This is a genomic window from Agarivorans sp. 2_MG-2023 (genome assembly GCF_030548085.1).
Lineage (GTDB): Bacteria > Pseudomonadota > Gammaproteobacteria > Enterobacterales > Celerinatantimonadaceae > Agarivorans.
The window spans coordinates 227,056-247,729 of sequence record NZ_JAUORQ010000008.1 but is presented as its reverse complement, the minus strand read 5'-3'; the positions used below and the strand labels follow the sequence as shown (position 1 = coordinate 247,729).

Genomic DNA, 20,674 nt, shown 5'->3' with positions numbered 1-20,674 from the left:
GCTTTTTAATATTAATTAAGAAGAAGTTTTTGAGCCGTTAATAAAGCCTCAGGCCTTACCAACCCTGACCTCGTTTCAGCCTTGCTTTGCAGCGCCGCTTGCCGTGTCAGTGGAGTCGCATTATAGGGATCCGATTCTGTAGCGCAAGCGTTTATTACAGAAAAATGAAAATAACTGCCTTTATGAACACTATTTGCACCAAGCGCTCATTAAACACACTTATCATGCCCATATTTGATCATTTTAGACGTAGCAGCCTGTAGAAAACTCAACTCACTAAACCCTCGTTCTTTACCTATAGGCTACCGACTATAGGGTAAAGCAAGGAATTAACCATTAGTCTTAAATAGCAGTAAAGCACGATTAGGCAGTTTTTATTCCACTAAGGATGACGTAAGCTGAAACTATAGCGAGCTAATCATAAGTGGAGTAAGTAATGAGCGTGAAGTCTTTTTCTGGTTTTAGCCCCATTTTAGGTAAAGAAGTATGGGTTGACCCAAGCGCGGTGCTGTACGGAGAAATCAAACTAGGTGACGACGTAAGCATTTGGCCCTTGGTCGCTGCACGTGGCGATGTAAACCACATACAGATCGGTGCTCGCTCTAATGTACAAGACGGCAGTGTGCTACATGTAACTCGCAAAACTGAAAACCCTCCGCATGGTTATCCCTTAATTATTGGTGAGGATGTCACCGTAGGTCATAAAGCGATGCTGCATGGTTGCACTATTGGTAACCGAGTATTGGTTGGCATGGGAGCAATAGTATTGGATGGCGTTGTTGTAGAAGACGATGTAATGATTGGTGCGGGTAGTTTGGTGCCACCTCATAAACGTTTAGAGTCTGGATACTTATATATGGGTAGCCCAGTGAAACAAGCTCGACCATTAAATGACAAAGAAAAAGCCTTTTTAAGTGAATCGGCTGATAACTATGTTCGTTTAAAGCAGAAGTACTTAGAAGAACAAGTTTAAACAATAATATTGCCGTTTGATTCAAAATCTTCTTGTTGTAACTTTTGTTCTAGCAACTCTTCGATATCGAATTGAACACTATGGTAAGCCTCTAGCATTTTGTCGTCGTTGGTTAACGGTAAGCCGACTAAATGCTCGAGGGTACTCTTACGTACTGCACATTGTACTTTCGCCCCCATGACTTGAGCACTGAATTCGACCTGTTGATTCACCGCTTGCCAGCGCTGGTCATCACTTATAATAATGCTTTGATTCATAATATAGCGGCTCCGCCTAGTAAGGCTTAGTTGTTATTTATGCTAAGTCTTTTTAAAGTGTTGCTTCGGTATACGCAAACTGCAAGTGAAATATAGATGATAAATTGGCAATGGTTACGTTTTGAGGAGCTAAGTACTCAGCAGCTATACCAGATGATCGCCCTGCGTGAAGCCGTTTTTGTTGTGGAACAAGATTGCCCTTACCAAGATGTGGATGGACGTGACCCACAGGCCTTACATCTATTAGGCAGTGAAGATGGTCAATTGCTCGCTTATGCCAGAGTTTTTCCACCAGAGCCTCTAGATTCGAGTATTGGCAGAGTAGTGACGGCCAAAGCCGCTCGTGGCAGAGGACTCGGCCAACAATTAATGCGCCACGCTATAAACTATTGCCAACAACATTGGCCAGCCGCCACTATTCATATTTCTGCCCAGCGTTATCTAGAAGATTTCTATCAAAGCCTTGGTTTCGATATCTGCACTAAGCCCTATCTTGAAGACAATATTCCACACATAGGCATGGAAATAAAAGCTAACGACTAAGGTTGCGGCGTAACTCGCGCAATACTTGACGAAAACCAGGGCGAATACCGCGCCATACCGTAAAGCTTTCAGCCGCTTGGCCCACTAACATTCCTAAGCCATCCACAACTTTAGCTGCGCCTTGTTCGCTGGCCCAGGCATTAAAAGCGGTAAGCTCTGCCGAATAAGTCATGTCGTAACAACGGGTATGTTTGGTAATCACCTCGGCCTTAAGCGGAGGAAGCTCACCTTTTAATCCCGCTGAGGTTGAGTTAATCACAATATCAAACTCGCCAGCGACGGCTTCAAAAGAGCTCGCATTAATATTGCCAAAGTCACTAAAACGTTCTGCTAAGGCTTCTGCTTTACTTACGGTACGATTGGCAATGAGAACTTCGCTGGGTTGCTGCTCTAATAGTGGGCGCAATACACCTCGCGCCGCACCACCAGCACCTAACAGCAAAATACGTAAACCTTTAAGCTCTCCAAAATTAGCAATTAGATCTGCCACAAGACCCGCACCGTCGGTATTGTCGCCCAATATCACACCATCGTCGGTGAGTTTTAAGGTATTCACGGCACCAGCTAATAAAGCCCGCTCGGTATGTTGCTGCGCAGCTTGATAAGCTTGCTCTTTAAATGGCGCGGTAATGTTGCAACCTTTTCCTCCATCTTGCCAAAACGCAGTTAGCGCTTGAGCGAAGCCGTCTTCTGCAGGCTCAATGGCGGTGTAAGTTAACTGTTGCTGGGTTTGGCGGGCAAACAAGGTATGAATAAAAGGAGATTTTGATTGGCTAATTGGGTTGCCAAATACTGCGTATAAATCCATTAGGCGCACTACATAAACAAATAATAAGTCACCTTAACAAGGCTTTAAGCAAAAGCCAAAGCGCAATCTTGAAAATATAGCGCGCCTTTTGGCTTGGTTTTAATCGTCTTCGTCTAACGCTGGGGTATCAACATCATCCACCTCATTGTTATCATCATTTACTGGCGTGTCGTTGGCACCGGTCTTGGGTGGATTACTGACCAAACCATGAAACACCTTGCGGCCAGTAAGCTTTTTATATTTTAGCCACACTTTTTGTTCAGCGGTTTCTGGCTCTGACACACCACGACATACTGATATAAAAATCGACTCAATATCATCAATGGGTTCGCGAGTAGATTCATCGAGTTCTTTAAAGGCACTACCGCAGCGTTCTAATAACTCTGCTTCTTTAATGGTGAAGGCGCCACTGCGAGAGAAGCCACGGCGAAAGTGTTTGTCATCGAAAAACCGACGTTTTGCTAAAAACGATCCATTCATAGCTCAAGACTCAACTAATAAGGCATTTTTAAGGCTTAGCTTGATAACACTAAGCCTTAAAATATTTAATCCATAGTGGTCATTCTGGCAAGAAAATAAGTCGCTTTTTTTACAGTGTTCAAACTGACAGATTTAGCCAGTCTCGTGGCATCAAATAACGTTGATAAAGTTGCGCTTCTGCACTACCTGCTTCTGGCTGCCAATTGTATCGCCACTTAACTAAAGGCGGTAAAGACATAAGAATAGACTCAGTTCGCCCACCCGACTGCAAACCAAATAAGGTGCCCCGGTCGTAGACCAAGTTAAACTCGACATAACGACCACGGCGGTATAATTGAAAGTCACGCTGTTGCTCATTAAACGGCGTATTTTTTCGTCGTTCAACAATGGGCAAGTAGGCCTTCAAAAAGCCTTCTCCCACCGCTTGAGTAAAAGCAAAGCTTTGGGCAAAGCCGGTTTCGTTAAGATCATCAAAGAATAAGCCACCAACGCCACGGGTTTCGTTACGGTGTTTTAAGTAAAAGTAACGGTCGCACCACGCTTTGTATTTTGGGTATACCTCTTCACCAAAAGGCTGGCACAAATCTGCAGCAGTTTGATGCCAAGAAATACAGTCTTCGTCAAAACCATAATAAGGGGTTAAATCAAGGCCGCCACCAAACCACCATATAGGTGCTTCGCCCTCTTTCTCTGCCACAAAAAACCGCACATTAGCATGTGAGGTTGGCACCATTGGATTGTTAGGATGAATCACCAAAGACACCCCCATGGCTTCAAAATGACGACCGGCTAGTTCTGGGCGTTGTGCGGTGGCCGATGCTGGCATTTGTTTGCCACAAACGTGGGAGAAATTAACCCCGGCTTGTTCAAACACCTTGCCATTGGTAAGTACGCGGGTACGTCCTTCACCGGTTAAACCATTGTGCTCGGCAGGGTCACGCTGCCAATCGTCGTGGAAGAAACTGGCTTCGCCGTCTTGTTGCTCAAGTTGCTGACAAATAGTTTGTTGCAACTGCAAAAAAAACTGTCGCACTGCTTCAATGTTAACGTCTTGCATGCCGGTTCCTTCACCTAGTAATTAAGGGTTAAGCGCGAATCACTTCGCCAGTAAAAATATCTTTGATTTGGCTGGTTTGCTTAGCCTTACCCAAAGGGCCGTCAACCACTAAGTCTACGCCCGTTAACAAGGCAGCTTGCTCAGCATTTGCAGCTGGTGTTTCTCCGCTGTAATTAGCCGAGGTAGACACTAAAGGCTTGCCCCAACGCTGGCAGATATCAGCCACCAATGGGTGTGAGGTTAAACGCACCGCAACACTGCTGAACTGACCAGAAATCCACTTGGGTGTAGCCGCTGAAACGGGCACTAACCAAGTGGTTGGCCTAGTTTGCTTGCTCACCAATAACTGCTGCTGCTCGGCACTTAGGGCTGAATAATCAATATAGGGTAACAAGTGCGCAAGCTCTGAGGCTAACAAGATCAGCCCCTTTTCCACTGGACGGCGCTTTATCTGCAAAATTTTTGATACTGCTTGTTGGTTATCTGGGTCACAGCCCAAACCAAACACCGCTTCGGTTGGGTAGGCTATCACCGCGCCTTGCTGCAGAACAGTGACGGCTTCAATGGTGTTTGTGGTGATGGGGCGTTGAGTAGACTGAGTCATTATTTTTGCACTTTTACCAAACTGTGAATTAACAAAAACTGTAGTGCGGCACATACCACCACCGAAGGCCCTGCTGGCGTATCTTGATACCAAGACAAACATAAACCTAAGACCACCGAGATAGCACCAAATACGATGGCAAATACCGCCATTTGCTCCGGCGAACGGCTTAAACGACGGGCAGTCGCTGCGGGGATTAATAACAACGAGCTAATAATTAATGCGCCAACAATTTTCATGGCAATCGCCACTACCACGGCTAATAACAGCAGTAATAAAGCGCGCATTAAACCAACATTCACCCCTTCCACTTCAGCAATTTGCTCATTAACCGTTGCCGATAACAACTTATTCCATTGGCTAAGTAAAATAGCCAATACCACGGCACCACCGCCCCAAATCCATAATAAGTCTTGCTGGGTAACGGCCAGTAAATCACCGAACAAATAGGCCATTAAATCAATACGCACGTTGTCCATTAGGGCCACTACCACTAAGCCTAACGACAGGGCAGAGTGAGCCATAATGCCTAACAAAGTATCGCTAGCCAGCTGCTTATAGCGTTGCAGTGACAACAAAATCACCGCCAACATTACGCCACTAAATACCACCGCTATCACTGGGTTAATCTGCAGCCATAAACCTAAAGCAACACCCAGTAATGAAGCATGTGCCAAGGTATCGCCAAAATAGGCTAAACGGCGCCACACCATAAAAGAACCCAAAGGCCCAGCGAGTACTGCAATGCCTAAACCCGCCAGTAAGGCATTAATTAAAAAGTCATCCATGCTTAGTTATTCTCTTCAGAGCTGGGCTGCGGGTGATGATGTTCATGGTCGTGTTCATCACAAACATGATGGTGGGTATACACGGCCAATTGTTGCCGTTCATTTTGGGCAAACAGACGCGCAAACTCAGGGTGTTGAGCAACACTTTCTGGTTCACCATGACAACAAACATGATGGTTCAAACAAATAACGTGGTCGGTACCCGCCATCACTAGATGTAAATCGTGAGAGACCAACAATACGCCACAACCAATTTGTTGGGCAATATCAGCAATCAGTTGATAAAGCTCTATTTGCCCAGAGATATCAACCCCTTGCACCGGTTCGTCTAACACCAACAATTGAGGTTCACCAAGCAGCGCTCGCGCCAGCAATACTCGCTGCATTTCGCCGCCAGACAAACGCACCATTTGTCGGTCGAGCAAGCGACTAATGCTTAACTGACTAATTACTTTGGTTAAACCCGCTTTCGATGAATGACGAGCCAGCTTAAGAAAGCGCTCTACGGTTAGCGGGAAGGACTCATCAAGGCTAATTTTTTGCGGTACATAGCCAATGCGTAGCTTAGAGGCACGCGCGATGTTGCCCGAATCTGCCGAGATTAAACCCAAAATCACTTTTATGAGGGTACTTTTACCTGCGCCATTAGGGCCAATTAAGGTAGTAATTTGGCCGCGATTAAGTTCCAACGAAACATGGTCGAGTACCATGCGGTCGTCAAAGCTAACACAGATGTTGTTCAGTGAGAGTAAGGTGGTCAATCCCTGCATCCTATAGAAAAATTAGCGTGTATTTCCCCAGCGAGTTTAGCGTGGGGCGCGCTATTCTACACTAGATGTTACACTATCGTATTATTTTACCAAATCACCTCAAAAAGCCTTTATGCGTAAACTGTTTTTTATCGTTATGTTAATTGCTGCGCCAAGTTGGGCTGCCAGCCCAAACATACTGGTAAGTATTAAACCCCTGCAGCTAATTGTAACCAGCCTTACTGAAGGCGAATTAGCCGTTGATTACTTGGTAAGCCCTAACGTATCGCCACACGATTACGCTTTGCGCCCTTCTGATGTAAGAGCGATTCGTGAAGCCGATTTATTAATTTGGGTAGGTGATGAGCTAGAACCCTTTTTAAGTAAACCTCTTAGTCAAACCGATACTTCTCAGTTGGCATTGCTTGATTTACCGGGTTTGGATCTCATTGATGGTGACAAAGGCCACGAGCATCATGATCATGAGGGCCACCATCATGATGTTGACCCGCACATTTGGTTGGGCCCAAGCGAAGCCCGAGTGATAGCTGCCGCCATCACCGAAAAATTAATAAGTAAAATGCCGGAGAATAGCAAACACTTTCAGCAACAGTTAACGCGCTTTAATCAACACCTCGATAAGCTTGAGCAAAGCATTAGTCAGCAATTAGCGCCGGTTCAACAACAAGGGTATTTTGTTTTTCACGATGGCTATAGTTATTTTGAGCGCCAGTTTGCTTTAAATCGCTTAGGCGAATTCACCATCAACCCTCAGCGTCGCCCTGGCGCAAAAAGCCTGCTGAACATTCGCCAGCAACTGGAGCAAGGTAAAGCCAAGTGTATTTTTGCTGAACCCCAATTTGACGGCGCTTTGCTAGAAAGCATTAGCCAACACAGCGGGGCTAAAATTAGCATGCTCGATCCGTTGGGTATAAGCGTGAACAATAACAAAGACGGTTACTTTGAATTACTGCAGCAGTTAGCCGACGCTTACTCAGATTGCCTAAGCCACTAATAAAAAACGGAGCCTAGGCTCCGTTTTTTAAATCACTCGTGAAAACTGTTGTCGCCGCGCCTGGCTGCGAAAATAAACATCGAAGCACATACAAATATTTCGGATCAGTAAGCGCCCTTTATTGGTCACTATAATCTCTTCATTGCTCATGCTTACTAAACCATCTTCAACAAAAGGTTTGAGTAACACTAGGTCTTCAGCAAAGTAAGCGTGAAAATCCAAATTAAATTGCTGTTCAATATCGCTGAACGATAATTGAAAATTACAGATCAAGGTTTTAATCAGTTCGCGACGAATCAAATCATCTTGATTAAGTGCTATGCCTTTCCACTGTGCATGACCCTGTTGGTCGATTTGTGCGTAGTAGGTTTTTAACTCTTTTTGATTTTGGCTGTAAGCATCGCCCAACATAGAAATAGACGAAACACCTAAACCCAATAAGTCGGCTTCACCCTGGGTGGTATAACCTTGGAAGTTACGATGAAGTTCGCCTTTGTTCTGGGCAATCGCCAATTCGTCGTCTGGCTTGGCAAAGTGGTCCATACCAATAAACTGATAACCGTGAGTGGTTAAAAACTCAATGCTGTCACGCAGTATACCTAAGCGTTCATCACTGCTTGGCATTGCTGCTTCATCTATTTTCCGCTGAGCTGCAAAACGGCTCGGCAAATGGGCATAGTTAAATACCGATAAACGATCTGGGTCTAGGTCAATCACCCGCGCTAAGGTTTGCTTAAAGCTATCACGGGTTTGGTGCGGTAAACCGTATATGAGATCGATATTTACCGAGTTAAAGCCCACTGCTTTAGCGCGCTCTACCAAGGCAAAAATAAAATCTTCATCTTGGTCTCGATTAACCGCTTGCTGTACTTGTTTATTAAAGTCTTGCACACCTAGGCTTAAACGGTTGAAGCCTAATTTGGCCAGCAAATCGATAGTAGAAAGCTCAATCTCACGCGGGTCAACTTCAATACTAATTTCTGCACCTTCAGCAAAACTAAACTGACTAAACAGCTGGCTAGTGAGTCGTTTTAGTTGTTCAGGCTCAAGGTAAGTTGGTGTACCGCCGCCCCAATGCATTTGGCTCACTTTGCGTTGCTTAAATCGTGGCGCTTGTAGGGCTATTTCTTGCTCTAAGTAATCAAGGTAGATATCAGCTTTGTGTTGATGACGGGTAATCACCTTATTGCAGCCGCAGTAGTAGCAAAGCTTATGGCAAAAAGGAATGTGCACATACAGTGATAAATCTCGCTCAGGAAACTTTTCACTGGCCACGGTAAACTGGGCTTGGCCAAACTCTTCATTAAACTCTAAGGCCGTAGGATAAGAGGTGTAGCGTGGTCCCGAGTAGTTGTACTTCTCGATTAGTTGCTGATCCCAATCCACCGTTGATACTGACATCTGAGTTATCTCCTAGAGCGCGTTTGCACTGAGCTGTGTCAGTGCTTCGGCTTCTTGCAATATAAGTTTCTCTAAGGCTTTTTCTTCAGCTTCTCGCTCAAGATCTTGGCGCATACGCTGCTGCAACGGCAGGATATTGCGCGCCTCATGAGTAGGCAATTCTTTTACCGCATTGTATAACTGAAACACCGACGGAAAGCGTTGCGCCCAATCAATAAGCTCTGGCGTTTGCAGAGCAAGCAACAAATTGCTGACTCTTATCACACCTTCCGATAAGCCGCAGCGGTCTTCTTGCATGGCTTTAGCAATATAACGAATGTCGTTTACTAGGTTTTCATTACGCTTGGCCACCGCGTGTTGAATGACTTTTCGTTGCCCCAACAAACGCCCCACCAATAACGCCGCATATACTGCCAACGCTACAACAATTACCGTTGCTGCCACCAGCCACCAGACCATCTGTATTAATCCTTATACTGATCCAAAGAAGAGCTATTTAGCGAGCGCCATAGCTGCTCGTCATCGTCTAAAGCTTCGGCTTCTTCGGCGTCTTCCGATAGGCCTAACTCAGCCAGCAACTCAGCATGGCGAGCTAATTGTAAATCGACCCATTGCTGTTCTTTTTTGCTAATTTCACCGCCTTCTTCTAATACATCAATCAGGCTTTCGAGGCGCGTATCGGCTTCTAACAGAGCTAACTCTTTTTCTGGCGTCAATGGCTGCTTAGCAGGTGATGGCTTAGCCACTTTTTTCGCCGCTACAGGTTTAGCAACACCCAGTACAACCGGTGTTTTGCTGCCGTGGCGTGGGTCAGTTTTTTGCTTGGCAATGGTGTCTTGCTTAACTTGCTCAGCTTCTTGCTGACGATTGCCCGAGGTTTTACCCTTACCTTTAGTTACCGTTTCAGGAACAGCAACTCGTTTAGACTTAAAATCAGGGTCCTTGCGTACCCCGATTAACCCACCTTTACGATTCTTTTTTCTGGCCATGTTATTTACCTTAAACTCTATGGAATAGCGCCACACTGGGGCTCACTATCTCCAACTTCATCTGATAATGCTCGGCTAACCACGCAAATGTTTTATCACTATAAAACGCCACATGAGTAGGATCATTTTTATAATACCACTGCGGAAAAACCTTAGTTCCACTATGGCGTTTAGTCATTACGGCTAATAAACCCGGCTGCTGAACCAGCGATATCAAACGCTGCCAAGCTTGCTCTGGAAAATTAAAGTGCTCTACCACTTCGCTGCTCGTCACAAACCGATAAGTCTGAGTTAATAGCTGCTCATCGGGATAATATATTGGATCATAGTTCAGTAACTGATGCCCCGCTTGCTCTAGCAACAGTGCCAAAGCTGGGCCCGGCCCACAACCAAAATCTAAGCCAATTGCTTGGTGCGTTAGTGCTGCCACAACTGGTTCACTAACTTGCCGTAAAAAACCTAAATACGCTTGGTCTTGCGGATCATTATTATGGCAATCGTAATGCGCTTTTTCAGCGTCTGCACTTAGCAGGTCATTTGGGTCTAGAAAGATCAAATCACAGCTTGGGCAATGCCAATATTGACTACATTTATTGCGATAAAAATCGCTTGGTGATGTGGCACAACAAAGTGGACATTTCACCAATCAGCACCTTGCCGTATTTTTTAGGGGCGCAAGTGTAACACTAAGCGCTAAGATGGCGAATAATAAATCAATAGAGCTGGGCAGCGAGCGCTGCCCAGTTAACGCTTAGTGTAAACCACCAAGGTATTGCGATAACAACTCAATATCTTTATCGCTTAGTTTTGCAGCTACGTCTTGCATCATGCCATTCATGTCGTTGGCGCGCTCTCCGCTACGGAACAATTCTAACTGGCTCTTAATGTAACCCGCGTATTGTGAAGAAATTCGTGGGAAGCCCGCCAAGCTTTGACCAACACCACGTGGGCCATGACAAGCAGTACATGCTGCAATGCCACGCTCTAAATCGCCACCCATATATAACTTCTGGCCCGCTTCTACATACTCTGGTGCGGTAGTGTTTGGACTCATTGATTGGCCTGAGTAATAAGCCGCCAAATCTTGCATATCTTGCTCAGATAATGGCATTGCCATGCCACCCATTACGGCGTTGTTACGCCCTTCTGTACCGCCGCTGGTTGCGCCGGCTTTAAATTCTTTTAGCTGTTTCACCAAGTAACCGGCGTGTTGGCCTTCTAATTTAGGATAACCAGCTGCTTCGCCTTGTTCGTTATGACAAGCTTTACAAGTTGCTGATTTTTGCTCTCCGGCCGCAGCATCTCCCTTCGCCCAAACCGGACTGGCTACACCCGCCATTAACATTAAAACTAAGGTAAGTTTTTTCATGACATTCCATTTATTAGTATTATTCCAAACCACACACTGGTGCCCGTGATACACTTAGCGAGTCCAGTAACGGCATTATTTTACACAATTTTGCCAAAAACGTAATGTATTACCCTAATTTCCTTGTGGAGCTCAACATCGCCATGGCGCAATATCATTTTCAAAACACCCACTTTATTACCAGCGCCCCCGATATTCACGCCATGCCCGAAGACAGCGGGATTGAAATCGCCTTTGCTGGCCGCTCAAATGCTGGAAAATCGAGTGCATTAAATACCTTAACCCGCCAAAAAAGTTTAGCACGTACCAGTAAAACACCGGGACGTACTCAATTAATTAACGTTTTTGAAATAATGGACGGTTTTCGCTTAATCGACTTACCAGGCTATGGTTTTGCTCAGGTACCAGAAGAAGTGAAGAAAAAGTGGCAAAAATCCTTGTCGGAGTATTTACAAGATCGCCAAAGCTTAAAAGGCATAGTGGTACTTATGGATATTCGCCATCCATTTAAAGATACCGATGCCGGTTTGATTCAATGGGCGGTAGATTGTGATTTGCCGGTACTTGCCTTGCTAACCAAATCAGACAAGCTAAAACAAGGCGCACGTAAAGCGGCTATTTTAAAAGGCCGAGAAACCGCCAAAGAGTTTGGTGGTAACGTTCGTGTAGAAGGTTTTTCCTCGTTAAAGAAACAAGGCCTAGATTTACTGCAAAATGCCCTTGTGACTTGGTTTGACCAACATGTAGAAGAACAAGCTCAAAGCGCTGAGTAAATGCAGCTAGGCTTGCTCAACCGCAGCAAGCCTTAAATCTCTCCCCCCTCTTTATTCTTGCTTGCTGTTCCCACAAAAACAAAATGCCACACATCGTTTGTCGTGGTTTAACCCGCTTTTTGTTTCATGAAGTTTCATAGCCAAACCCACTAGCTGTGCACTCGCTCATAGTTTTATGAGAAATTGTCGTCGATGGGAAAATTTTGCAATTAGGCTACCGAAGAACGTAAAGGTTATGAGAATGCAGATCGCTATACTGGCGCAAAACTTAACGAGGAAACACCATGAGCGTGAATGATGCAACCGAGACTAGGATTGAAGAACCTAGCGAGATCAGCGACGCAGAAGCGGTAACCACAGCCGACAAGGCACGTGCCGAACAGTTAAAACCCATTAGCGGCGCGCTAGTAACCCATATGTATACGGCAGACCCTTCTGCCCATGTATTTAACGACAAGCTATACATCTACCCATCTCACGATGTAGATAACGGCCAGCCACTGAATGACAACGGTGATCACTTTGATATGCGTGACTACCACGTATTCTCTCTCGACCGTCCATTTGGCGTAGTGAGTGATCACGGTAATGCGCTAGATGTAAAAGATGTACCTTGGGCTGAAAAGCAAATGTGGGCACCCGATGCCGCCGAGAAAGATGGCAAGTACTACCTATACTTTCCAGCCCGTAACTACGATGGCATTTTCCAAATTGGGGTTGCTGTAGGCGACTGTCCAGAGGGGCCATTTGTTCCGCAAGCAAACGCTATTAAAGGCAGCTTTAGTATCGACCCTGCGGTATTTAAAGACGACGATGGTAGCCACTACATGTACTTTGGTGGTCTATGGGGTGGTCAATTACAAAACTGGCGTAACGGTGAGTTTGGTGAAGAGCAATTCCCAGCCGATAACGAAATCGCCTTAAAGCCTTTCGTTGCTAAAATGACCGACGACATGCTGGAGTTTTCTGAAACACCAAAAGAGATCGACATTGTTGATGAAAATGGCGACTTGCTGTTAGCCGGAGATAACGAACGTCGTTATTTTGAAGGCCCATGGCTGCATAAGCACAACGGACGCTACTACTTGTCTTACTCAACGGGTGATACTCACAAAATTGCTTACGCGAGCAGTGACTCTCCTTACGGGCCATTCCGCTATGAAGGCGTTATTCTTGAGCCAGTATTGGGTTGGACAACTCACCACTCTATCGTTAAATACCAAAGCAAATGGTATCTGTTCTACCACGACAGCACGCTATCTGCCGGACAAACCCATTTACGTAGTATTAAGATGGCGGAGTTAAATATTGACGACGCAGGCAAAATTGAAGTGATTAAACCTTATTACGACTAGTAATACATAGCTGAAAAAAACGCCGCACTCGTGGCGTTTTTTTATGTCTCCAAAACACCGTTTTTCCATGTCATTGGCTACAGCAGTTTATGCTGTAAAAGGCAGGCAAAAAAAAGCCCCATCGCTTGATGAGGCATGTAAGAAAAGAATTCTTAAAAACTGAAAGCACTATTCCAATTGCACTAATTATGACCCGCTGAAAATGGATTAGTTCACACTACTTTCTAAAAAATTGTATTTTTTGTTTCACCATGTAGCCAGAAGCTGTGACTAAAGCAGTGTTTCTTGTAATAAATAAGGATGAATAGCGGAGAATTACGAGCTTATATTCCCAAATATCGTAATTAAACAACCAAATAAAAGAAAAAAAGAAACAATCAGCGGCGAGTAAGTTTGACTGAAACAGGGACACTATAAACCAAGGGCGCTAACCCCGCGCAGTGACTGGGATTTAGATAAAAAAACGCCCCGACAGATGACTGTCGAGGCGGCAAAATAGCCTTTTTCAACTACGTGAAATAAAGGTCTGAAAGATAGAACATCTTACCTCTGTACCCTACAAGAGTTACTCTAGAGCATCATCGATGAAAAATAAAGCACTTTTTGTAAGGAAATTTCACTTTAGAGGTATATATGAGTTTTAAAATTACGCGAAAAGGTTTTCAAAATTACCAAGTAAATCTGAAATAAAAAAGGCACAAAAAAAGGAGGCCAAAGCCTCCTTTATTGATATAAATTTATCGCCTAGTGGGCTTCATCCCAGTTTTCACCCACTCCAGATTCAGCCACCAAGGGTAAATCGAGCGTAACAGCCTGTTCCATTAATTGCGTTAATTTTGGAACAATTCGCTCTAGCTCTGATTCGAGTACTTCAAACACTAATTCATCGTGAACCTGCATCAACATTTTGCAATGTTCTACTGGTTGAGTACTTAACCAATCGGCTACTGCGATCATCGCCTTTTTAATTATATCGGCAGCGGTACCTTGCATTGGCGCATTGACCGCTGCACGCTCAGCCGCTTTTTTACGCATTCCGTTACGCGAGTTAATCTCGGGTAGGTATAAACGACGGCCAAAAAATGTTTCTACATATCCATGCTCTTGGCAAAAATCACGAGTACTATCCATGTAATCATGCACTGCTGGATAACGCTCAAAATAGCGATTCATGTAGTTTTGCGCATCAGCACGGGCAATGCCTAACTGCTTAGCTAAACCAAACGCGCTCATGCCATAAATTAAGCCAAAGTTAATCGCTTTTGCGCTACGGCGTTCGTCAGCACTCACCGCTTCTAGTTCCTTGCCAAATACTTCGGCGGCGGTGGCTTTATGTACATCTTCGCCAGCCGCAAACGCTTTTAACAAACCAGGATCTTGTGAAAGGTGGGCCATAATCCGTAACTCAATTTGTGAGTAATCGATCGCCACTAACTTATAGCCATCAGCGGGGATAAAGGCCTGACGCACTTTACGCCCTTCTTCATGGCGAATAGGGATATTTTGCAAGTTAGGATCGGTAGACGAGAAACGACCAGTAGCAGTAACGGCCTGATGATAAGAGGTATGTACACGGCCTGTACTGGGCTCTACCATTTTTGGTAGCTTGTCAGTATAAGTCGACTTAAGTTTAGATAGGCTACGGTACTCTAAAATCACTTTAGGCAAGGCGTAATCTAAGGCTAACTCTTGCAATACTTCTTCGGCCGTTGAGGGTGCACCTTTTGGTGTTTTCTTAACAATTGGCAGTTCCATTTTCTCAAACAAAATGGTTTGCAATTGCTTAGGAGAGCCTAGGTTAAAAGGTTCACCCGCTAGCTCATGCGCCTGCTTCTCTAAACCGTCGATGCGCTCGCCTAGCGACAAGCTATGCGCTGCCAATCGTTGGCTGTCGATACGCACTCCCTGACGCTCAGTCTTAGACAATACACTCACTAAAGGCAGCTCTACCTCTTCGAACAGACTTTTAAGTTTTGGCTCTTGCTCCAATTTTGCCCATAAGGTTTGGTGCAGACGTAGAGTGACATCGGCGTCTTCTGCGGCATAAGGTGCAGCCACTTCTAGCTCAATTTGATTGAAGGTAAGTTGTTTAGCGCCTTTACCTGCAATATCTTCAAACTTGATGGTTTTATGTTGCAAGTATTGTAAAGATAAGGAGTCCATATCATGGCGAGTAATCGTGCTATTAAGCACGTATGACTCCAACATGGTGTCGTACTTAATGCCTTGTAAATCGATGTTATAACGTGCCAGTACACTCGCGTCGTACTTTAGATTTTGTCCTACTTTCGCTTTATTGGGATCTTCCAATAAAGGTTTCAGTTTTTCCAATACCCAATCGCGTTCTAGCTGCTCTGGCGCATTTAAGTAGTCATGAGCCACCGGTAAATAAGCGGCTTTGCCTGCTTCTACTGCAAACGACATACCGACTAACTCGGCTTGCATGTAATTAAGCGAGGTAGTTTCTGTATCAATGGCAATCAAGTCTGCACTATTTAGCTGCTTAAACCATTGCTCAAACTGCTGCTCAGTTAAAATGGTTTCGTATTCACCTGTTATTGCAGGCGCTGGCGTGGCATCTTCAGCGGATGCATCAGCTGCATCGCTTGCTGTCGATCCCTTGCTTAATGCTTCACTCAGCCAACGTTTAAACTCTAACTCACCAAATAGTTTTACTAGGGCATCTTTATCTTCTGGCGTACGCTGCATGTCGTCCATGCTAAAGCCTACGTCCACGTCACACTTAATGGTGGCTAAGAGATAAGATAAACGCGCATCTTCGCCGTGCTCGCGCAATTTCTTCGGCATAGTTTTAGAGCCACGGAAACCCAGCGGAGCAACGGCATCAGGGTCAGCTAATAGTTGTTCTACGCCACCAATGCCTTGCAACATCGCCAGTGCAGTTTTTTCGCCAACCCCTGGTAAACCTGGAATATTATCGACCTTGTCGCCCATTAGGGCTAAATAATCGATAATTAGCTCAGGCGGTACGCCAAATTTCTCTATCACGCCTTCTCGATCCATTACCGTATCCGTCATGGTATTGATCAAAGTGATGTTGTCATCCACTAGCTGCGCCATGTCTTTATCGCCGGTGCTAATCACTACGGCTTTGTTTTCGGCTGAAGCTTGTTTAGCCAAGGTGCCAATCACGTCATCGGCTTCTACGCCAGGCGTAGCAACCATTGGCAAACCCATCGCTTTAATGACCGCATGCAACGGCTCAATTTGGCTGCGCAAATCATCAGGCATTGAGGGGCGATTTGCTTTGTACTCTTTATAGATGTCATCTCGGAAGGTTTTACCCTTGGCATCAAACACCACCACAATATGCTCAGGCTGAAACTGCTTAAGCAAACTGCGCAGCATATTAACAACACCGTAAACAGCGCCGGTGGCTTCGCCTTTTGAGTTGGTTAAATGAGGGGGAGCATAAAATGCGCGGTACAAGTAAGAAGAGCCATCAACTAATACCAAAGGCTGATCGGGGAGGGTTGCCATAACCGAGATCCAAAGTTCAGATTTTCATTGCGCTCGATGATGCCACAGCCACCCTAAATGCACCAGAGCTAAGCGTTGTAGCCTCGGATAAATTGTGGATAACTCTGTTGACAAACAGCAAGCATTCTCTCGCGAAAAAATCACAAGCTTAATAGAAAAATCGTAAAATCATTTATTTCAGTTACTTACGGAGATTGAAAGGCAAAAAATTGGAGCGGTGAACACTTTCCTTATTGTGGAAAACATCATTCCATGACATTGCTTTTCTTGCCTATGCCGGTGAATTAATAATCAACTCAGCTCAAGCAGGTGGAATAATATAGAAGATTCCTCTAGGCGAAACCTTGTAATGGATCACATTTTAACCAGCCTGAAAATTTAATTTTGTTTATCCAAAACTGGCATGTTTTAACACAGCCAGTAAGGGCGTACAGCTGGCTTGAAAATGCTCACTATTCGCGCATTCAAACCAAGCACTTTCGGTTAGGGCATCAAAACGCCACCACCACAATTGCTGCTCTAGGTAAAAGCCCAGTACCAACCAATCGGCCCCTTGTTCGGCAAACGAAATAGGCCAAGCTTGTTGTTCAATAAAGTCTTGCGCTTGAGCTAAAAACTGCTGTTCTTCAAATAAGTGATTAAGTTTAATCACGGCATGCTCTTCAAGCACTTCAAATAAGGTCGTTAACTGCTGCATGAGATCTCCAAACACTTCCCCCAATCTGGCGGGGGTGCCGCAAAACACTGTGCGCCTTGCTGCTGGGTAAAAGGCTGAGACAAGGCCTGATGCAGGGCGTGTAACTCTGTATAATCGCCTTGTTCTGCTTTTTCTATTACTTGTTGCGCCAAATAATTACGCAATACATATTCTGGTACGTGCTGTTTAATAGCCGCAATACGTTGTTGCTGACTGAGTTCATTTTGCTGACAACGTTCTGAATAACGGCCTAACCATGTGTGCCACGATGCCGAAAATGTTTCGGGTAACTGTGCTAAAGGTGCAGCCAAAGCCCGCATGCTTTGATGATAATCCGCTTTCTGTTCGGCCAATAAGCTAAGCCACTGACCCAGCAACGCTTCGTCTTCATCTTGCCATTGCGTTAAACCTAGTTTGCTTAACATCAAGCTCTGATAGTGCTGGTTAATTGTTTGCTGATAGCGCATCCATAAAGGTTCAGCTTGGTTGCTAGGTACATAGTCTGACAAGGCTTGGGCTAAACGCTGTAAATTCCATAAACCTACACCAGGCTGTTGGTTAAAGGCATAACGGCCATAGTGATCGCTGTGATTACAAATGTGGCCGGGATTATAATCATCTAAAAAGCCATAAGGACCATAATCAATGGTGAGCCCGAGTATCGACATATTGTCGGTATTCATCACTCCATGACAAAAGCCTTCGGCTTGCCATTTGGCAATCATTAACGCGGTGCTATCGACTACCTGCTGCAACATTGCCAACACTGGATTTTGGTGTGTTAGGCAATCACTAAAATAGTGTTCTAAACAAAAATCGATTAAACGCTTTAAGGGCTGAGTTTGTTGCTGATAATAAAGGTATTCAAAATGGCCAAAACGAATATGACTAGGCGCCATACGCACTAACATCGCTTCTTTCTCAAAACGCTCTCGTTGAACTAAACCACTGCCCACCGACAAACTCAATGCGCGAGTTGTCGCAATGCCTAGTGCCGCCATCGCTTCGCTGGCTAAAAATTCTCTAATGGTGGAACGCAATACAGCTTTTCCGTCGCCTTGGCGAGAAAAAGGAGTGAGCCCAGAGCCCTTTAGCTGCAGTTCCCAGTAGTCGCCTTGCGCAGTTTTAAGCTCGCCGAGTAGCAACGCTCGGCCATCGCCTAATTGCGGAGAATAGCCGCCAAACTGATGACCAGCATACACCGTAGATACCGGCTGCATGCCTTCAATTAATAGCTTGCCAGCGGTTAAACCTAAGACTTCGGGGCCAGCCATAAAGGTTTTGTCAAAGCCAAGCAATGCTGCGGCATCATAGCTAACAATAGCCAACTCAGGATCTTGCAAAGGCGTAGGCTGCTGCTGATGGCAGAGCTCGGGCAATGCGGTGGAAAAACGATTCACAAACTCCATATGTGATCCTCTTTTTGGCAACTAACTCGCCGTTAACTGGCTTGGTATTGGTCTATTAAACCCATGAATTGATAACCGTAACGCTCTAATTTTTTCAAACCCACGCCACTTATGGCTAACATTTCATGCTGAGTTTGCGGCAATTGCTGGGCCATTTCAATTAAGGTGGCATCATTAAACACCACAAAAGGCGGCACCGATTCTTCGTCGGCGAGTCGCTTTCTTAAATTACGCAGCAAGGCAAACAAACGCTTATCATATACCCCATAGCTGGCAGTCTTTTTACTTTGCTTGGTGGTGTTTAAGCGCGGTACGGCTAACGACAAAGCTTGATCACCTTTAAGGAAGGGCCGTGCAGCTTCGGTTAATTGTAGTACCGAGCTACGCGCAATATTCTGCTGCAGCAAACCTAAATGAATCAGCTGCCTTAACACACTCATCCAGTGCTCGTGGCTAGCACTTTTACCAATACCGTGGGTAGAGAGTTTGTCGTGACCCTGTTCCAAAATACGCTGGCTCATACTGCCACGCAATACTTCGATAACATAACCAATACCAAAGCGCTGACCCAAACGGTAAACACAAGATAGGGCTTTTTGAGCATCTTGCAGACCGTCATATTGTTTGGGGGGATCTAAACATACGTCGCAGTTACCGCAGGGTTTAGCTAAATACTCGCCAAAGTAGTTGAGCAATACTTGGCGGCGGCAGGTTTGCGCTTCGGCAAATGCCACAATCGCGTTAAATTTATGGCTTTCAACGCGACGCTGTTGTTCGTTTTCGTTCTCTTCAATAATTCTGCGCACCCAGTTGGCGTCGGCAGGATCATAAAGAAATACCGCTTCTGCTTCGGTGCCATCACGGCCAGCACGACCGGTTTCTTGGTAGTAAGCTTCGATATTGCGCGGAATATCATAGTGGAATACATAGCGCACATTAGGTTTATCAATACCCATACCAAAAGCGACCGTGGCCACCACTACTTCAATTTCATCTCGCTGAAACTGCTCTTGCACTAATTGGCGTTGCTCAATAGGCAAGCCAGCATGGTAGGCGGCGCTGCGTAAACCTTCAGCACTTAACTTCAACGCCAGTTCTTCAACCCGTTTACGGCTGCTGCAATACACAATGCCACTGTCTTCGCGGCGTCGTTTTACGTACTCACTAAGCTGCTGCCATGGGCGATACTTTTCTTGCAAGGTATAACGAATGTTTGGTCGATCAAAGCTTGAAATATGGGTAAAGGCTTCGCCTAAGTTAAGTCGCTGCAAGATATCTAAACGCGTGGTGTCGTCGGCGGTTGCGGTTAAGGCCACCAAAGGAACATTAGGAAAATTTTGTTTCAAGCAGCCTAATGCATTGTATTCAGGACGAAAATCATGGCCCCACTGAGAGATACAATGTGCTTCATCAATGGCAAACATCGCCAAAGGTAGCTCTTGCAAGCGCTGCAAGAAGTCCCCATTAATTAAACGCTCCGGTGAAATATAGAGTAGTTTTAGCTCACCTTGTTGCAAGCTTTTATAAACTTGAAACTGCTGGTCACGCTCTAAGCTAGAGTTAAGGTAAGCCGCATTAACGCCATTGTGTTGCAAGCTGTCTACTTGGTCTTTCATCAATGAGATAAGCGGTGAAATAACGACGGTTAAACCCGGTTTAACCAAAGCCGGAATTTGAAAACACAGAGATTTACCACCACCTGTAGGCATAATCGCTAGGCAGTCTTGGTCTTCCAGCAAACGCTGGATAATGGCCGTTTGCCCGGTTCTAAATTCGGAAAAACCAAAGACATCTTGTAGAACTTGCTGGGCGCGTTGCATTACAGGTAAAACATCCAAAAACCGGGTTGTGACTTAATCGGTCGGCCATTGTAATCAAGCGCTGCGGTCTTGTCTTGGTTTGCCTT

At 45.2% G+C, this 20,674-nt stretch carries 21 protein-coding genes; 5 read left to right on the top strand and 16 right to left on the bottom strand.

The genetic code is table 11. The features are described from left to right. The first annotated feature begins 436 nt into the window (after nt 1-436). Nucleotides 437-973, top strand: a complete 537-nt coding sequence (locus tag Q4549_RS14210; RefSeq protein ID WP_303552411.1) for a gamma carbonic anhydrase family protein — start codon at nt 437-439, stop codon at nt 971-973. On the opposite strand, the gene Q4549_RS14205 is transcribed toward Q4549_RS14210, so the two are convergent. Further along, entirely contained in the window at nt 970-1,230 is a 261-nt protein-coding gene (locus tag Q4549_RS14205) for a DUF1488 domain-containing protein (protein ID WP_137674496.1), read from the bottom strand. The two genes, Q4549_RS14210 and Q4549_RS14205, sit on opposite strands and share 4 nt — an antisense overlap. 96 nt (nt 1,231-1,326) lie before the next feature. Between Q4549_RS14205 and Q4549_RS14200 the strand changes: the two genes are divergently transcribed. Then, nucleotides 1,327-1,773, top strand: a complete 447-nt coding sequence (locus tag Q4549_RS14200; protein WP_303552413.1) for a GNAT family N-acetyltransferase — start codon at nt 1,327-1,329, stop codon at nt 1,771-1,773. Here the strand turns inward: Q4549_RS14200 and aroE are convergent. The 6 genes from aroE to znuC form a co-directional block, all read right to left on the bottom strand. Continuing rightward, nucleotides 1,763-2,581, bottom strand: coding sequence for a shikimate dehydrogenase (gene aroE / locus Q4549_RS14195; RefSeq protein ID WP_303552415.1), 819 nt, complete (start codon nt 2,579-2,581; stop codon nt 1,763-1,765). The two genes, Q4549_RS14200 and aroE, sit on opposite strands and share 11 nt — an antisense overlap. A gap of 99 nt (nt 2,582-2,680) precedes the next feature. Beyond that, nucleotides 2,681-3,061: a DUF413 domain-containing protein gene (gene maoP / locus Q4549_RS14190; protein WP_303552417.1), complete on the bottom strand. Its 381-nt coding sequence runs from the start codon at nt 3,059-3,061 to the stop codon at nt 2,681-2,683. A 118-nt stretch (nt 3,062-3,179) separates the two neighbouring features. After that, nucleotides 3,180-4,118, bottom strand: coding sequence for an oxygen-dependent coproporphyrinogen oxidase (gene hemF / locus Q4549_RS14185; RefSeq protein WP_303552420.1), 939 nt, complete (start codon nt 4,116-4,118; stop codon nt 3,180-3,182). A 28-nt stretch (nt 4,119-4,146) separates the two neighbouring features. Further along, nucleotides 4,147-4,722 carry a Sua5/YciO/YrdC/YwlC family protein gene (locus Q4549_RS14180; RefSeq protein ID WP_303552423.1) on the bottom strand — a complete coding sequence of 192 codons (576 nt, stop codon included), beginning with the start codon at nt 4,720-4,722 and terminating at the stop codon, nt 4,147-4,149. Continuing rightward, nucleotides 4,722-5,510, bottom strand: coding sequence for a zinc ABC transporter permease subunit ZnuB (gene znuB, locus Q4549_RS14175; protein ID WP_137674490.1), 789 nt, complete (start codon nt 5,508-5,510; stop codon nt 4,722-4,724). Before znuB ends, Q4549_RS14180 begins: the two co-directional genes overlap by 1 nt. A gap of 2 nt (nt 5,511-5,512) precedes the next feature. After that, nucleotides 5,513-6,280, bottom strand: coding sequence for a zinc ABC transporter ATP-binding protein ZnuC (znuC, locus tag Q4549_RS14170; RefSeq protein ID WP_235836247.1), 768 nt, complete (start codon nt 6,278-6,280; stop codon nt 5,513-5,515). Between the two features lie 112 nt (nt 6,281-6,392). Here znuC and znuA point away from each other — a divergent pair, with 112 nt between their 5' ends. Then, nucleotides 6,393-7,274 carry a zinc ABC transporter substrate-binding protein ZnuA gene (gene znuA / locus Q4549_RS14165; protein WP_303552426.1) on the top strand — a complete coding sequence of 294 codons (882 nt, stop codon included), beginning with the start codon at nt 6,393-6,395 and terminating at the stop codon, nt 7,272-7,274. Nucleotides 7,275-7,301: 27 nt separating this feature from the next. On the opposite strand, the gene hemN is transcribed toward znuA, so the two are convergent. From hemN to Q4549_RS14140, 5 genes are all read right to left on the bottom strand, one after another. Further along, nucleotides 7,302-8,675, bottom strand: a complete 1,374-nt coding sequence (hemN, locus tag Q4549_RS14160) for an oxygen-independent coproporphyrinogen III oxidase (protein WP_303552429.1) — start codon at nt 8,673-8,675, stop codon at nt 7,302-7,304. A 12-nt stretch (nt 8,676-8,687) separates the two neighbouring features. Continuing rightward, nucleotides 8,688-9,134 (bottom strand): DUF2489 domain-containing protein, encoded by a 447-nt coding sequence (locus Q4549_RS14155; RefSeq protein ID WP_303552431.1) that lies wholly within the window; start codon nt 9,132-9,134, stop codon nt 8,688-8,690. Between the two features lie 5 nt (nt 9,135-9,139). Beyond that, complete coding sequence (yihI, locus tag Q4549_RS14150; protein WP_303552434.1) at nt 9,140-9,664, bottom strand: Der GTPase-activating protein YihI; 525 nt, start codon at nt 9,662-9,664, stop codon at nt 9,140-9,142. A 10-nt stretch (nt 9,665-9,674) separates the two neighbouring features. Next, nucleotides 9,675-10,307: a methyltransferase domain-containing protein gene (locus Q4549_RS14145; protein WP_303552437.1), complete on the bottom strand. Its 633-nt coding sequence runs from the start codon at nt 10,305-10,307 to the stop codon at nt 9,675-9,677. 108 nt (nt 10,308-10,415) lie between these two features. Next, nucleotides 10,416-11,033, bottom strand: coding sequence for a cytochrome c (locus tag Q4549_RS14140; RefSeq protein ID WP_303552439.1), 618 nt, complete (start codon nt 11,031-11,033; stop codon nt 10,416-10,418). A 143-nt stretch (nt 11,034-11,176) separates the two neighbouring features. Between Q4549_RS14140 and yihA the strand changes: the two genes are divergently transcribed. Together yihA and Q4549_RS14130 are read left to right on the top strand one after the other, a co-directional pair. Then, nucleotides 11,177-11,806: a ribosome biogenesis GTP-binding protein YihA/YsxC gene (gene yihA, locus Q4549_RS14135; RefSeq protein WP_137674482.1), complete on the top strand. Its 630-nt coding sequence runs from the start codon at nt 11,177-11,179 to the stop codon at nt 11,804-11,806. A 284-nt stretch (nt 11,807-12,090) separates the two neighbouring features. Further along, nucleotides 12,091-13,161 carry a glycoside hydrolase family 43 protein gene (locus tag Q4549_RS14130; protein WP_303552443.1) on the top strand — a complete coding sequence of 357 codons (1,071 nt, stop codon included), beginning with the start codon at nt 12,091-12,093 and terminating at the stop codon, nt 13,159-13,161. A gap of 744 nt (nt 13,162-13,905) precedes the next feature. Here the strand turns inward: Q4549_RS14130 and polA are convergent. From polA to recQ, 4 genes are all read right to left on the bottom strand, one after another. Continuing rightward, nucleotides 13,906-16,662: a DNA polymerase I gene (gene polA / locus Q4549_RS14125; protein ID WP_303552446.1), complete on the bottom strand. Its 2,757-nt coding sequence runs from the start codon at nt 16,660-16,662 to the stop codon at nt 13,906-13,908. 388 nt (nt 16,663-17,050) lie between these two features. Continuing rightward, nucleotides 17,051-17,359, bottom strand: a complete 309-nt coding sequence (locus Q4549_RS14120) for a hypothetical protein (RefSeq protein ID WP_303513576.1) — start codon at nt 17,357-17,359, stop codon at nt 17,051-17,053. Continuing rightward, nucleotides 17,347-18,768, bottom strand: a complete 1,422-nt coding sequence (locus tag Q4549_RS14115; protein ID WP_303552448.1) for a YdiU family protein — start codon at nt 18,766-18,768, stop codon at nt 17,347-17,349. The genes Q4549_RS14120 and Q4549_RS14115 overlap by 13 nt, the downstream gene beginning before the upstream one ends. A gap of 32 nt (nt 18,769-18,800) precedes the next feature. Then, the gene (gene recQ / locus Q4549_RS14110; RefSeq protein WP_303552451.1) at nt 18,801-20,588 is read right to left on the bottom strand and encodes a DNA helicase RecQ; all 1,788 of its coding nucleotides are present in this window, start codon (nt 20,586-20,588) and stop codon (nt 18,801-18,803) included. Nucleotides 20,589-20,674 lie beyond the last annotated feature (86 nt).

What these genes read in the sequence shown, in the direction of transcription:
- Q4549_RS14200 (WP_303552413.1), top strand. Translation starts at nt 1,327, where the DNA reads ATGATAAATTGGCAATGGTTACGTTTTGAGGAGCTAAGTACTCAGCAG.
- Q4549_RS14155 (WP_303552431.1), bottom strand. Translation starts at nt 9,134, where the DNA reads ATGGTCTGGTGGCTGGTGGCAGCAACGGTAATTGTTGTAGCGTTGGCA.
- Q4549_RS14130 (WP_303552443.1), top strand. Translation starts at nt 12,091, where the DNA reads ATGAGCGTGAATGATGCAACCGAGACTAGGATTGAAGAACCTAGCGAG.
- znuA (WP_303552426.1), top strand. Translation starts at nt 6,393, where the DNA reads ATGCGTAAACTGTTTTTTATCGTTATGTTAATTGCTGCGCCAAGTTGG.
- hemF (WP_303552420.1), bottom strand. Translation starts at nt 4,118, where the DNA reads ATGCAAGACGTTAACATTGAAGCAGTGCGACAGTTTTTTTTGCAGTTG.
- Q4549_RS14205 (WP_137674496.1), bottom strand. Translation starts at nt 1,230, where the DNA reads ATGAATCAAAGCATTATTATAAGTGATGACCAGCGCTGGCAAGCGGTG.
- Q4549_RS14115 (WP_303552448.1), bottom strand. Translation starts at nt 18,768, where the DNA reads ATGGAGTTTGTGAATCGTTTTTCCACCGCATTGCCCGAGCTCTGCCAT.
- recQ (WP_303552451.1), bottom strand. Translation starts at nt 20,588, where the DNA reads ATGCAACGCGCCCAGCAAGTTCTACAAGATGTCTTTGGTTTTTCCGAA.
- Q4549_RS14120 (WP_303513576.1), bottom strand. Translation starts at nt 17,359, where the DNA reads ATGCAGCAGTTAACGACCTTATTTGAAGTGCTTGAAGAGCATGCCGTG.
- znuC (WP_235836247.1), bottom strand. Translation starts at nt 6,280, where the DNA reads ATGCAGGGATTGACCACCTTACTCTCACTGAACAACATCTGTGTTAGC.
- Q4549_RS14180 (WP_303552423.1), bottom strand. Translation starts at nt 4,722, where the DNA reads ATGACTCAGTCTACTCAACGCCCCATCACCACAAACACCATTGAAGCC.
- hemN (WP_303552429.1), bottom strand. Translation starts at nt 8,675, where the DNA reads ATGTCAGTATCAACGGTGGATTGGGATCAGCAACTAATCGAGAAGTAC.
- yihA (WP_137674482.1), top strand. Translation starts at nt 11,177, where the DNA reads ATGGCGCAATATCATTTTCAAAACACCCACTTTATTACCAGCGCCCCC.
- Q4549_RS14210 (WP_303552411.1), top strand. Translation starts at nt 437, where the DNA reads ATGAGCGTGAAGTCTTTTTCTGGTTTTAGCCCCATTTTAGGTAAAGAA.
- maoP (WP_303552417.1), bottom strand. Translation starts at nt 3,061, where the DNA reads ATGAATGGATCGTTTTTAGCAAAACGTCGGTTTTTCGATGACAAACAC.
- polA (WP_303552446.1), bottom strand. Translation starts at nt 16,662, where the DNA reads ATGGCAACCCTCCCCGATCAGCCTTTGGTATTAGTTGATGGCTCTTCT.
- znuB (WP_137674490.1), bottom strand. Translation starts at nt 5,510, where the DNA reads ATGGATGACTTTTTAATTAATGCCTTACTGGCGGGTTTAGGCATTGCA.
- yihI (WP_303552434.1), bottom strand. Translation starts at nt 9,664, where the DNA reads ATGGCCAGAAAAAAGAATCGTAAAGGTGGGTTAATCGGGGTACGCAAG.
- Q4549_RS14140 (WP_303552439.1), bottom strand. Translation starts at nt 11,033, where the DNA reads ATGAAAAAACTTACCTTAGTTTTAATGTTAATGGCGGGTGTAGCCAGT.
- aroE (WP_303552415.1), bottom strand. Translation starts at nt 2,581, where the DNA reads ATGGATTTATACGCAGTATTTGGCAACCCAATTAGCCAATCAAAATCT.